We start from the raw sequence: 13,787 nt of genomic DNA, 5'->3' as shown, positions 1-13,787 counted from the left end.
TATGAATAGAGAGCAAAAATTAATTGGGGCATTTAATCAAAATGATCAAGGTTTTGCTGAGGTGCCTCAAAAAAAGTCGGGAGTGTTTATTACGAGACTATTGAACGGGGATGCGTCAGGTTGTGCGCATTGTTTTCCTCATGGCTATGAAACTATTAACTGCCATCAAAAAAATTATCAAAGAAGCTGGAAGCGATATAGAAAACATCAATGGAAAACATAAATATTTTATTTATTTGTAGTCGTAATCAATGGCGCAGCCCAACCGGTGAGCAAATTTGGAGACGACAGGCGGGTGTGAATGCACGCTCAGCAGGCACTAGCCCTAAAGCAAAACGCACGGTCAACATGAAAGATATTCAGTGGGCCGACATCATTTTTGTGATGGAAAATAAACATAAACAACGCTTAATGGCCGAGTTTACTCGGCTATTAACGCATAAAACCGTTCATATCCTCGATATTCCAGATGAATATCAATATATGGACAGCGAGCTTGTCGACATCTTAACGCACAGTGTGAGCGCGTATTTAAAAACCGTTTAACGAGAATAAAGAGGGTACTGTCATGTAATGCCATCTAAGCACAGTCATATTGTTTTTTAGTTCTGCAAATGAACAGTCTTGCTGTGCCTCAATTTTATTGTAATCACACATATAAATTTAGAAATTGATGGATTTAAAACATGAAATTTAAATACCCTCGCACCCCTCACTTACCTTGGTCCCCGGGTGCGTCTAGTGATGACATTCATCACAAACACAGTGACCATTTTGTTGGTAAACAGGTCATCATCACAGAAAAGATGGATGGTGAAAATACGACGCTATATCGCAATGCAATTCACGCCCGCTCGTTAGATAGCCGTTATCACTCTTCGAGAGCTTGGGTAAAAGCACTGCAAGGGCGTATTGGTTATCAAATTCCTGAAAATTGGCGTATTTGCGGTGAGAATTTGTTTGCTCAACACTCAATTGCGTATCAAGCATTAGAAAGTTACTTTCTAGTGTTTTCAATATGGAATGCGCAGAACATATGTTTAGCTTGGGATGAAACGATTGAGATATGCAACCAACTCGGTTTATCAACCCCAGCTGTACTATATCAAGGCATTTGGTGTGAGAAGAGCATTCGAACACTTGTTATAAACACCCAACAACAAGAGGGTTATGTCGTTCGAATTGCTGATAGGTTTCATTTCGATGACTTCTCAACTCGTGTTGCTAAGTGGGTACGTACCAATCATGTGATGACAAATCAGCATTGGATGCACAGTGAGGTTGTGCCAAATCAATTAGCCTCTCAAAGCGGAAAGAAGGAAGAGCCTAATGGATAAATTAACAGCTTGGTTAAATAGCTTGGCAAGTGCTCATACACCCAGTTTCGCAGAGTGCGTGCAAATATTAGGGGCAAAGTTTCCTTTATTACATGACCTTGCTCGCACAGAGCAAGATGCAATTTGGCACGCTGAAGGAAATGTGGCGATACATACTGAAATGGTGCTACAAAGCCTTTATACATTACTAGGCTCAATGGAACCAACAATAGTGGGACGCCAGCGGCAAACGCTAATTTTAGCGGCTTTACTGCATGATATTGCAAAACCAATGGTCACTAAGCGTAAACACATTGGCAATAAGGCGCGAGTTGTGGCGCCCAAGCATGAAAAATTAGGTGCTGACTATTTGGCTGTAAGGCTAATGGCATTGCCCTTAGCGCATACAGTGGTTAAAGACGTGTTATCTCTGGTGGCCTATCATAATATTCCTAAATTGCTTGTGATCCGAAACGCAGGCTTTGATGCTTACTTTAAGTTATCTTTAGAAATCGAATTGTCTATGCTCTACTGGTTGGAGATGGCGGATATGCAGGGCAGGGTTTGTCAGGATCAAAACGAACAGTTAGATATTCTGGAACAGTTTAAAATGTTTGCTGAAGAGTATGCGTTATGGTCGGTTGAGGATCCCCGTTCAGAGCAGTTAAAGCGAATTCAAGTGAAGCAAAGCCCGCGAGAGCAGGATTATCTCAATGCCATCGCTGTTTCTCAATTGGCAAATGGTGAGATCTCAGTCATTGAAGAAGCAATTGCTAAAAACTTTCAAGCTGCTCAGAACTATGCTCATTTATACATTATGTGTGGGGTCAGTGGCAGTGGTAAGTCGACTTGGATATCTCAACATTTAACAGATTTTGAACTTGTTTCACTTGATGAAATTCGTAAAGAGCTCAACGGCAAGAGAGCATGTCAGAAAAATAGAGGGCAAGTATTACAATTAGCCAAAATCCGACTGAAATCAGCGTTGGCAAATAAACGTAACGTCGTATGGGATGCCACCAATATTCGGAAAGACTTCCGTAAACTTGTTTGTGATTTCGGTGTAAATTATGGCGCGTTAACAACACTGGTTATTTTTCATAAGAGTGAACAGCAGATCCGTGCAGGCAACCGTAATCGTGAATACATCGTTGATGAAGAGATAATTTCTAAACAAATTAGTCGATTCGAATGGCCTTCAGCTACAGAGGCCCATCGAGTAATGTATGTGGTTAATTAATATTAAAGTACAAAATCAGGCTCTTTAGTGAGCTTGATTTTTACACTAAGAAATAACCCAACGCATATCAGGGTTCACCACTAAACAACAAGTGATAAATAATATAGGTACATTTGAAATTAAACTCGTTCTATAATCTGCAAAAATAATAAAAGTAAGAGTTCCTTGGAACATGGAAATTTCTCTCGAAACTATTCAGCAGTTAGCACCAGATCAAGCATCAATTACAGCTGCAAAAAAGCTGTTAAAGCCAGCAAAGTGGCCTGTTCTCGGCCAGTCTAATGAGAACAACACTATTTGGGGAGAGTGTCAGGGGTCTGGATCTAAGCCATACTACACTGTGGCTGATGTCGTTGAGCATGGCTACAAATGTACCTGCCCTTCAAGAAAGTTCCCTTGTAAACATGTTCTTGCGCTATTTTGGCAGTTTTCAGATTCAAGTGATTTATTTAGCGAAACTGAACTGCCTCAATGGGTTATTGAATGGCTAGGCCGAACTAAAAGGACACCAGCCTCACCAAAGTCATCTGACAACACGATCTTGCCTCAAAAAGACGTTTATGCTGTCGAACCACAAGCCAAGACTCTTTCTTCTGAAGAGGTTGCCAAAAAGGAAGCTGCACAGGCCAAGAGAGCCGCATCCAATAAGGCCAAGACCGATGCTAGCATTAGTGATGGACTACTTGAATTTCAGCAATGGTTAGACGATCAATTACTAAATGGGATCAGTACTTTCATTAAAGAGATTAATGAGCGATGCCGACGTATAGCAGCACGTTTAGTTGATGCAAAAGCCACTAATTTTGCAGCGCAGGTCGATGAATTACCTGCAAAGATCTTGCCTTTACCTGCAGCTTCTCAACCAGATAAGGTATTCCAAGAGCTAGGAAAACTGGCACTATTAAGTGAAGCATGGTTTACCGATTGTGACGATAAAGATATACGCCGCATTATTGCAACCAGTGAAACGCGAGAACAAGTACTTGCAGATCCCGCATCATTAAAGATCACCGGTATTTGGCAAACAGTAGGTGAACGAATTCAATCAAGGAAAAGTGGCTTAATTGCACATGAAAAATGGCTTGTGAATCTAGATGATCCACAGACACCTCCTGCACTTTTGCTAGACTTTTACCCTGCTGCTTCAGGTTACAATCGTCCAGTACATAGTGTTGGCTGCCAACTTGAGGGTGAAGTTATCTTTTACCCTGCGAAAATACCTATGCGAGCCTTATTAGGTCAGTTTCAAACAGTAAAAAACCAGCGAGTAGCGACGCAGAGTAATTCACAGAGCTATATTGAAACGTATCAAGCACATCTCAATATCTCCCCTTGGATTGCGCAGTTTCCTGTCAACTTAGGCAAAGGTAAAGTACTACAAGATAATCAGCACCGCTATTGGTGGTCATCATTACAACAAGAGTTGATCATTGCATTAAAGAACAAAGAGATAAACCCTGTCATACTCGGCAGTGAACTCGAGCAGGCATTTATCATTTCAGATGGCACAGAAGCTGATCTACTCAGCGCAACAACAAAAGACTGGGGAGTGATTGCATGCTAGCGCAAATAAAACAAGAAATAGCTCAAATTGAGTCCCTATATAAACGCTGGCTTGTCGGTGGAAACACAGTCAGTGTTACCACTCATTGCGTACCACAAAGCTGGCAATTAAATTGTAAAGAATTGAGCCAAGCAGAGTTACGTCGCCACGCGCTAATTTGGGCTTCTCAACAGCGCAGCTGGATGTTATCTCATAGTGCTCCACAGCAACTAGCTGAGAAGTCAGCCTTACCTCGTTTGACACTTCCTGTCATAGCTCAACCTCACCGTACACGGTTTGTTAGCTGCCTCAACCTATTGGAAAAGCAAGGCGTCAGTATTTCATTTCTTTTGAACTTGTTAACAGAGCGGGGGGTGAGCGTTCACCCAGCTGATTGGTTACCTAACAAGGCTGAAGAGTTACCATCAGAATATTTTCCTTGGCTCTTCTGGTCAGCTAATTACACACAAGACCAAGGCAGCACCCGTCTTACTGGTTTAACCTCTACTAATTGGACTGAATTTTTGCCAATGCATAGACTCGTTATATTACGTAAAATGCGTTCAGAAGACCCAGCACAAGCACTAGCGTTGATCCAACAGTGCTTTAGTAATGAAACGGCGCAACAGCGTCTTAAAATCATCAATATATTAGCGATTAACCTCAGCGAAAATGACAAAAGTTATTTAGAGAGTTTGCTTAACGAGCGATCTCAAAAAGTCGCACTGTTAGCCAAACATCTACTTTCTAGAATTGGCCCTAACCATGCGCTCAAGGACAGTAAGGAGCAAATACAGCAGGCTGCAGAATTAGCCGATTGGTATGAGGTAAAAACAGTTGGTCTACTGCGAAAATCAAAGGTAATCCAACCTAAGTCACTAAAAAGTGAAAAGCAGCAGAGTTTACGTTCCGAGTGGTTGGAGCATATTTCTCTTACTGCGCTTGCTCAAGCCTTGGATATTGATCTTCAAACTCTCATTACAGGCTGGCAGTTTAATAAAAATAGACAATTCGATAATCAAGCGTTTATATCCAACGCGGCACAAAGCCTACCAAACGAAATGATCTACGGTCTACTAAACTCATTACTTGAGTGCTTACCTGAATGTTTTGAGTTAATTTTTTACATTCTTCCCCGCCTAAGCAAAGAGCTGCGTATCCAGGTGATGATGACTTTGTTAAGCCACAAAAAGTCAGAGTTTCATTTCTATAATTGTTTAAATTTTATTGAACGCCCCTGCACTCATATAGAATGGCAGTTGTTAAAAAATACGCAGGCATGGTTAGTTTTACTCGCTGATATTAGAGAGCAATTAAAAGACACTAGCTACCTAGAAAGTCAGCACAGTATCCGAGAAATATCAGCATTGGGGCTAATGGTTGATGAACACTGCGCTCAGCAAATACTCAATTCGCTTTTAGAACTCGGTGTCATGACCACAGATCCTTTACTAGATGTGCTCAAACTAAATATTCAACTATCACAAACAACAACTGATCAGATTTAACCTAATAAGGAAATAAATATGAGTGGTATCCTTCGCCAGCCAGCTGAAACAATTTATCAAGCTGAATTAAATGCACTTAAAGCTGAAGACATTGGGAATAAACCTGATAATTGGGCGTTAACTCCGCAGTCTGTCGTTACTTACCTGTTGGGCGGTACAACTAAAGCTGGTCAAGAAATCACGCCTAAGTACATAGGTAATAGGCGTTTAATTGAAACAGCAGTAGCGACTTTAGCGACAGACAGAGCATTATTATTACTTGGTGTCCCAGGTACAGCTAAGTCATGGGTGTCTGAGCATTTAGCCGCTGCTATTTGCGGTAACAGTACGCAAGTTATTCAATGCACCGCAGGTACTGATGAAAACCAAATTCGCTACGGTTGGAATTACGCACAACTTTTAGCAAACGGACCAAGTACAGAAGCTTTAGTTCCAACCCCCCTTTACCGAGCCATGGAATCAGGGACTTTATGTCGACTAGAAGAACTGACTCGTATGGGCTCAGATGTACAAGATACGCTCATTACCGTTTTATCAGAAAAAATGTTACCTATTCCTGAACTTAATGAAGCAGTGTATGCAAAAAAGGGATTTAACATTATTGCTACTGCAAACAATCGCGATAAAGGTGTTAACGATTTATCTTCAGCATTAAAGCGTCGCTTCAATGTGGTGGTTTTACCGCTACCAGACGATATGGAGCAAGAGATTTCGATCATCTCGAAGCGAGTTTCTGAAATGAGTGCAAGCCTTGATTTACCCGTTCCAAAAGATGCACAACAGGAAATCGAAAAAGTAGTGACGATTTTTAGGGAGCTACGAGGGGGTGAAACACTAGATGGTAAAGTAACACTTAAAACACCGACCGGTAATTTATCTACTGCAGAAGCTATTGCTGTAATGGTTGGCGGTCTGAGCCAAGCTAATTGGTTTGGTAATGGTAAACTTGATGCTGAAGGGATCAGCAGCAATTTGGTTGGTGCCATTGTCAAAGATCCAGTACAAGACAAAGCAGTGCTGGAAGAGTACCTAGAAACTGTACTTAAAAAGCGCGCGGGTTATGCAGGTTATTATAAGAACATAAACGAAGTACTCTAGGGCAACATTATGTCGAACATCCATTATTTTGGTATTCGCCATCATGGCCCAGGCTCCTGCAAACGCTTACTGGCAGCATTGGAGGCATTACAACCAGAATGCATCTTAATTGAAGGCCCTACTGATTGCTCAGAGCTATTACCGCTACTTGCATCAAAAGAAATGCAATTACCGGTAGCCTTACTAAGCTATGCGACAGACAATACTAATTGTAGTATTTACTATCCATTTGCGGAGTATTCTCCAGAATACCAAGCCACCTTATTTGCTATAGAAAACCAGCTAGAATTAGCTTTTATTGATGTCCCAGCCAATATCCAGTTAGCCAAACAGCTACAGTACCTTGAATACGAACAGCTTGAGCCAAATGATGACACTAATACAGAAATAGAGCGAGTGGCTGGACAAGCTAAGTCGAATGAATTTGTCGCGGATCCCATTGGGTGCTTGGCAAAGCTTGCAGGATACCAAGATGGCGAAGCTTGGTGGAATGATTTGATAGAGCAAAATACCTCAAACGACGAAGCCATTTTCGCGACAATTGAAAGTGCAATGCGGTCACTTCGTAATAGCATTAGCGAGGATCATCCTAATCTACAGTCTGACTTAGTCCGTGAAGCATATATGCGGCTTGAAATTGCAAAAGCCAAGAAAAAGACAAGTGGACCTATTGCAGTAGTATGTGGTGCTTGGCATGTGCCAGCATTAAAAGAGAAACATACAGCAAAAAGTGACAAAGAACGTGTTAAGAGTTTACCTGCAAAGCTGACAGCCAAAAAAGTCAAAGCCACTTGGATACCTTGGACTTCTGCGAGGTTATCAAGTCAATCAGGTTACGGTGCAGGTGTAGCCGCTCCTATGTGGTACCAGCATCTTTGGCAGCAACAAGACAATGTAGACAGTTTAGAGTTATGGCTGGCTAAAATAGCCAATGAATTACGTGAGATAGGCCACATTGTCTCAACAGCTAGCGTTATCGAAACCATGCGCTTATGTCGTAGTTTGGCCACTGTACGAGGAAGACCAAATACGGGATTTGAAGAAATTCGTGAAGCCGTGATCGCCTGTTTATGCTTTGGTGAAGCCTCGTTATGGCAACAAATTGAATCGCAGATCCTACTTGGTAATCAAGTTGGAAAAATTCCAGCTAATGCACCTTTAATTCCGCTAATAGAAGACTTACAACTACAACAGAAAAAGCACAAATTAAAACCTTTAGCCTTACCCAAAGAACTATCGATAGATTTACGCAGTCACACAGGGCTTGGGAGGTCGACGCTACTTCACCGCTTGAACATCTTAGATATTCCTTGGGGATCTCTTAAAGGTACAGGTACTAGTAGAGGCACATTTAGAGAAAAATGGGAACTCGCGTGGCAGCCAGAGTTTTCGGTTAAGTTAGTTGAAAACCTAGTGTACGGTAATACGATCGAGCAAGCCGCATCAAGTAAAATAATTGAACAAATGCTCAGTGAGAGCAATCTAGGTAAGCTTGCTGCAAATATCAGTCATTGCCTTGAAGCACAATTGCACAATTCAGCAAGTAAAGGGCTCATATTATTGGAAAAACGCGCAGCACACACCAGTGATTGTGTTGAAATTCTTACTAGTATAGCGCCTCTCATTGATATAAGCCGTTATGGCACTGCCAGAAACGTCTCACTCGGACACGTTGAATTGTTGATTGAAAGGCTAACGATTCAAGGGGCACTCGCAATGCCTTATGCTTGCCGGAATTTAAACGATGATGAGGCTTGGCATTACCGCCGGGCGATAAGTGATGCACATAATGCATTGTTAATCACCGATTGGAGTGAACCTGTCTCTAGTCAATGGTGGCAAGCCTTGGCGGCAATTGTAGATAGTGCTCAAAGCTCTGTGCTACTGACCGGTCTAGCGGCTCGGTTATTGTATCAAGCTGAGCGTTTATCAAATGATGAACTCTCTCTCCTAATGGGTAAAATGTTGTCTCGAGCCGTTGCTCCAGCGCAAGCAGCTAAGTATTTTGAGGGATTCTTTAGCGATGCTATTGACCGACTGCTTTACGATGACATGCTACTAGATGCTATCGAAAACTGGCTCGTAGAACTAGATGAAGAGGCATTCGTTGAGTTTTTACCTCTATTCCGACGTATATTTTCCGCACTTGATGCTATGGAAAGAAAACGCCTAATTGATCGTGTTTTGCAAGGGCGTGATAACGGGCAACTGAGCGTAACAATCAATGAAAATGCCCTAGCAAGTTGGCCCAAGCAACAAAAAAGACTCGCTTCACTAATAAAAAGGGAAAGACTGTGGCCACAATAGAACAGGATACAAAGTTGGTGAAAGACCAAGATCTAACAGGTCATAAAGACCGTCGCTGGCGTTTAGTTTTAGGAGCAGACTCAGAAGAATCAAATAATTTATCCGATGCCGATCGTCGTCTTTCCTATGCATTAACGGCTCTATATGGCGGCGAAGAACTAAGAAAAGGTCGTGGCAGTCTGTCACGCTCGGCTCCAAAGGTTTCTAAGTGGCTCGGAGATATAAGGGAGTTTTTCCCTTCAAGTGTTGTTCAAGTAGTACAACGCGACGCTTTTGAGCGCTTAGGCCTGAAAGAAATGCTAATGGAACCTGAATTTCTTTCAGCAATAGAGGCAGATGTACATTTAGTTGCAGATCTTGTCAGTTTGCGATCTGTTATGCCCGATAAGACTATAGAGACTGCTCGACAAGTAATAAATAAAGTAGTGGCTGAACTCATGGCGCGGCTAGAACAAAAAACAGCGGAGTCAATTAGGGGAGCCATCAATAAATCTAAAAGAACCTTTAGACCTAGGTTCAATGATATTGATTGGCATAGGACGATCCAATCTAACCTACGCCATTATCAGGTAGAGCAGCAAACTATTGTGCCAGAAAAGTTGATAGGTTTTATGCGCCAACAACGGAGAATAGTTGACCTAGATGAAGTCATACTATGTGTCGATCAATCAGGTTCTATGGCAACGTCTGTAGTTTATAGTTCTATTTTTGCTGCAGTCATGGCGTCTATTCCCGCCATCAAAACAAAACTTGTCTGTTTTGATACAGCGGTTATTGATATGACTGACGACCTTGAAGACCCTGTAAACGTATTATTTGGTGTGCAGTTAGGGGGGGGCACCGACATTAATCAAGCTGTGGCATATTGCGAAGAAAAAATAGAAAGACCCTCAAAGACTCATCTTATTTTAATTACAGACTTATACGAAGGTGGTGATGAGCAGGCGCTCAAAGCCCGAGTGGCCAATTTAGTGCGACAAGATGTTAACGTAATCACATTGCTAGCCCTAAGTGATGATGGAAAACCTTCTTATGATAGAGAATTAGCTTCAGACTTTGCAGCGATCGGTTCTCCGGTTTTTGCTTGTACACCGGATCAATTCCCAGATCTCATGGCAACTGCGTTGAAGAGGGAGGACGTACTTAGTTGGGCAGCTGATCAAGATATCAAAACTATACGGGCCTCAGAGTAACACCTAATACTTATATTTATTCACATATTGCCTAGCAGTAACTCTATGCTTTACTGGTCACTGCTAGGTTTATCGCTTTCAGTTTTTGATTTAACCTATTCAAAAAATCGACTCACCAGCTAATTTCTTCAAAGCAAACTTTCCCCGTTCAGATACTGCTTTCGAAGTATCTCGCGAGAAGTATTTAGCCAAGTGGTAAGCTCTTCCATCTAAGCTATCTAAGTTACCAATTAACATTTCAGCTGATACTCTACGAACAATAGAAGAGGGGTCATGCGCGGCTTCCTCAATGAGCTGAGAAAGTAGTGGCTCTACGGTTAAAGACCGAGTTTTTATTACTGGTTTTAATTTACCTTCTCCATAGCGCTTATCTGTCCATACCCATTCCCGACCATGATACCAACTTACTTTCTTCTCAAGTAAAAAACGAAATGCCTTAGCTCGAAGCGCTGGCTGAACAGAACATTTCGCTATTTCTGCTAGATGAGAGTCAAAAACATCTATACGGCCGACTTGAGTTAAGATTTGCGAAAGAGGCCCTGCGTTTTCTTTAATAAGCAACTCTTTAACTTTGTTAAACACTTCGTCGTTGTATAAAACGCGTAACAATAACTCTTTGCTTTGTTCATTAATCCTCTGCCAAGAAGTCCAGTGTTGAAAAACATAAACTAATGCCTTGGCTACCTCATTGGGGTCGGTATTATTAATGGCTGTCTCTAAAGCACTTCTTGCGGCATCACGAACCTGTGGTACCCAGTCATTAAGGCGCCTTAGAAACAAAATGACAAAAAAGCTATTGGGCAACCCAGTATTAGCCGCTTTTAAAGCGTACTCTCGTCGGTGGCCATCCCAACTACACAGGTCTAATACTGAGATGGATGGCTGTTTCCATCGTATAGTCCCCCAAAAGCGTCTCCTCCTTGGTTCACTGACTTTGTCATGTAGAAAACGTATGTGCCGCTCCCAGAAATCTATATTCTTTAAGGGAATAAGTACTGTTACATTTATTACAGCTGAGAGCTTGAATGGTATCTTATTGGCAAAGCTTTGGGGTTGCCTCTCAAATGCTTTTTGCAACCTACTTTCTAATTCACTCCTATCTTTGTGTTTCATTACGTTGACTCCACGGCAAATAACACTTTTACATTGTGTTCTTGTTCGGCAGCAGCAATACGACGTAATATTTCTGTATGAACAGACTCTTCGATCTGTCGGTGACAAGTGTTATTTATTGTTTCAACTTTCATGGTAGTTTTACTTCTTCTTTTTCTAATAAGGTTTGTTTAACGCATGCCAATTCAGCTTGTCGAATAAACTGTCCGATCTCTGACCCTTGTTTCTGCAAAGATAAAGCATGCTGCACGATCGCTTTTGTATCGAGCTCAGAGAGGTTTTTAAGCAACAATAATGCTAAGCGATATTGTGGGTAGTCTTTTTGCTCGAATGTTTGACCTCGACCTTGCGCATCACACAAACAGGCTTGCAAGAATTGCTGGAACCGTTCAGGTTTCTTAACTGCATCCATAGTTTCAACAATTAATTTATGTACTTTGTTCGCTTTCATCTCAAACAGCTTGTGACAACGGGTATGATTGTCGCTAGTGAGTATTGCTAATGTTCTGAAGCGCCCTGGTACGTTAAGACGCTGACAAAACTTGTTTATTACTTCTATACCAGCTTGTTCATGACCAAAAAAATTACTCTGCTTCTGAAAGCTTGCTGCCTTGCCAAAGTCATGGGTTAATGCTGCAAAGCGCGTTTCAAGGTCAAAGTTTAAATCTGCAGCGCGTTTTAGAACTAACATGGTATGTGTAAAAACATCACCTTCTGGGTGATATTTGGCAGGCTGTGCTAACCCAACCATTGCTTCTATCTCAGGAAAAATACCCAGACCATTTAGTGTTTGAAAGTACAGGTGAGGGTGCGGCTCAGAGAGCGCTTTTGCAGTTTCTGCCCAGATACGCTCTGGTACCAGATATTTTAATTCTCCATGATTTTTCAAAGTCTGCATTAAGTTTTGTGTTTCCGGCGCAATTGACCATTGCTCGCCAAAACGGGCCATAAAACGTGCTACACGCAGAACTCTAACTGGGTCTTCTACGAAGGCGTCAGTTGTGTGGCGCAGAACCTTGTTTTGTAAATCAGTAAAGCCATTAAAAGGGTCTACCAAGCTATTCCCCTTGCCAAGTGCCATAGCATTAATTGTTAAATCTCGACGAGCTAAATCCTCTTCTAATGTCACCTTGCTGCAAGCATCGATTGAGAAACCTTTATAGCCATAACCCTTTTTTCTTTCGGTACGCGCTAATGCATATTCTTCTTTAGTTTTTGGATGAATGAAAACAGGGAAATCTTTACCAACTTGTATAAAGCCAAGTGATAACATGTCACTAGTTGTGGTGCCTACAACCACATAGTCTCGGTCATTAGGTGTTTTACCAAGTAAGGCATCTCGTACCGCGCCGCCGACTAAGTAGGTATGGTCTAATATTTTCATGATTCCCTCTGGGCTTGTCCTGTCACAAATTCAGTTGCTCTAAGTTGACGTTAAAGAAATACGCCAAATATGTTCACTTTCTTGTTCTATATTTATCTTTTTCTTGGTTATTTGCTGTATTACTTGAGCGTTAGTAAGAGTATGCAAGCTGGGTTTAGAGGTTGTGAAACTCCCACTGCCAGCCAGCGCCATGGGCACTAATAATTGGTCTGCTAGATAGTGTTCTACCTGTGAGTTTGACTTTAAAAAGGCCTTCACTCTCCCAGCGCAGCGTTTTGCTATATTTTCTGCAGAAGTACCAAGTTCTCCTACGACTTCAAATAAGTGTGTATGGCTTTGACTCTGTATTTTAATTTGTAAGCTGTTGCCTGGCCCTGGAGACTGCACATGATTGATTTGGCAATCAGCATTGGGCCAATTAAGCGCTTTCTTCGCTGCGTTCATTTCACGCATTGCGATGCTGTCAGGTAACTGACTCACAAACCCTGTAAGCTTAGTATTGTCTGTGTTTAATAGATCAACGTCCGGCGCTTTGCCTATTTTAAAGGGCTTTAATTGTTTTGTTGGGTTGATCTTGATCTGCCACTTCCCTCCACCGGCAGGGTAAAACCCTAATTGTGATACTTCAATGTCACTTTGAACGCCCATTGCATTCAAGATGGGTAAATAGCTTTCTTTAAAAAAACATAATGAAGGTGACATGCCATTGTGCGTGCCTCCTTCGAATGTCACCGTCGATAGCCCGTTGGCAAGTGCAAGTACAGGCATAATGGTTTGGCACACTAAAACAGTACTGCCAGCTGTGCCAATTGCAAACTTATATTGACCCGCTTTAACCTGTTTAGGTTGAAAGCGAATGTGAGATGACCCCAATTCAGCGCCTTCTACAACAGCATCACAAATGGCTTGTGCCGCCAATACTGAAGTTAAATGTTGGCGCATGAGTCCCGGCTTTTGTCGATTAGCTCTGATGTTGATTAACTCAATTGGTTGTTGAGTGAGCATCGATAATGTCAATGCGGTTCTTAACACCTGCCCACCACCTTCACCCTGTGCGCCATCTATGGTTATATATTTCATAGTTA

At 41.9% G+C, this 13,787-nt stretch carries 12 protein-coding genes; 9 read left to right on the top strand and 3 right to left on the bottom strand.

The window, feature by feature from the left end:
• Position 1: 1 nt before the first annotated feature.
• The 9 genes from ACXAC4_RS16795 (at position 2) to ACXAC4_RS16755 (ending at position 10,205) form a co-directional block, all read left to right on the top strand.
• Entirely contained in the window at positions 2–223 is a 222-nt protein-coding gene (locus ACXAC4_RS16795) for a hypothetical protein (protein ID WP_475163607.1), read from the top strand.
• On the top strand, positions 211–546 hold the full coding sequence (locus tag ACXAC4_RS16790) for a low molecular weight protein tyrosine phosphatase family protein (protein ID WP_475163603.1): 336 nt from the start codon (positions 211–213) through the stop codon (positions 544–546). The genes ACXAC4_RS16795 and ACXAC4_RS16790 overlap by 13 nt, the downstream gene beginning before the upstream one ends.
• A gap of 140 nt (positions 547–686) precedes the next feature.
• Positions 687–1,337, top strand: a complete 651-nt coding sequence (locus tag ACXAC4_RS16785) for an RNA ligase family protein (RefSeq protein WP_475163599.1) — start codon at positions 687–689, stop codon at positions 1,335–1,337.
• Positions 1,330–2,556, top strand: coding sequence for an AAA family ATPase (locus ACXAC4_RS16780; RefSeq protein WP_475163598.1), 1,227 nt, complete (start codon positions 1,330–1,332; stop codon positions 2,554–2,556). The genes ACXAC4_RS16785 and ACXAC4_RS16780 overlap by 8 nt, the downstream gene beginning before the upstream one ends.
• A gap of 172 nt (positions 2,557–2,728) precedes the next feature.
• The gene (locus tag ACXAC4_RS16775) at positions 2,729–4,120 is read left to right on the top strand and encodes an SWIM zinc finger family protein (protein ID WP_475163596.1); all 1,392 of its coding nucleotides are present in this window, start codon (positions 2,729–2,731) and stop codon (positions 4,118–4,120) included.
• On the top strand, positions 4,114–5,607 hold the full coding sequence (locus ACXAC4_RS16770; protein ID WP_475163594.1) for a DUF5691 domain-containing protein: 1,494 nt from the start codon (positions 4,114–4,116) through the stop codon (positions 5,605–5,607). The genes ACXAC4_RS16775 and ACXAC4_RS16770 overlap by 7 nt, the downstream gene beginning before the upstream one ends.
• Positions 5,608–5,625: 18 nt before the next feature.
• Entirely contained in the window at positions 5,626–6,705 is a 1,080-nt protein-coding gene (locus ACXAC4_RS16765) for an ATP-binding protein (protein WP_475163593.1), read from the top strand.
• A gap of 9 nt (positions 6,706–6,714) precedes the next feature.
• A complete protein-coding gene (locus ACXAC4_RS16760; RefSeq protein WP_475163591.1) occupies positions 6,715–9,012 on the top strand; it encodes a DUF5682 family protein in 2,298 nt (765 codons plus the stop codon).
• Positions 9,000–10,205, top strand: a complete 1,206-nt coding sequence (locus ACXAC4_RS16755) for a VWA domain-containing protein (RefSeq protein WP_349284907.1) — start codon at positions 9,000–9,002, stop codon at positions 10,203–10,205. Before ACXAC4_RS16760 ends, ACXAC4_RS16755 begins: the two co-directional genes overlap by 13 nt.
• Positions 10,206–10,304: 99 nt before the next feature.
• On the opposite strand, the gene ACXAC4_RS16750 is transcribed toward ACXAC4_RS16755, so the two are convergent.
• The 3 genes from ACXAC4_RS16750 to rtcA all read right to left on the bottom strand — a co-directional run bounded on the left by ACXAC4_RS16750 (position 10,305) and on the right by rtcA (position 13,782).
• The gene (locus ACXAC4_RS16750; protein WP_475163587.1) at positions 10,305–11,318 is read right to left on the bottom strand and encodes a hypothetical protein; all 1,014 of its coding nucleotides are present in this window, start codon (positions 11,316–11,318) and stop codon (positions 10,305–10,307) included.
• A gap of 130 nt (positions 11,319–11,448) precedes the next feature.
• Complete coding sequence (locus ACXAC4_RS16745; protein WP_475163585.1) at positions 11,449–12,702, bottom strand: multifunctional CCA addition/repair protein; 1,254 nt, start codon at positions 12,700–12,702, stop codon at positions 11,449–11,451.
• Between the two features lie 39 nt (positions 12,703–12,741).
• Positions 12,742–13,782 (bottom strand): RNA 3'-terminal phosphate cyclase, encoded by a 1,041-nt coding sequence (gene rtcA, locus ACXAC4_RS16740; protein ID WP_475163580.1) that lies wholly within the window; start codon positions 13,780–13,782, stop codon positions 12,742–12,744.
• Positions 13,783–13,787: the final 5 nt, after the last annotated feature.

The sequence above is a fragment of the Pseudoalteromonas sp. AWM4_233 genome, from assembly GCF_056158285.1.
Note: the sequence above shows the minus strand (reverse complement) of the source record. Positions and strands in the feature narration are given on the sequence as shown.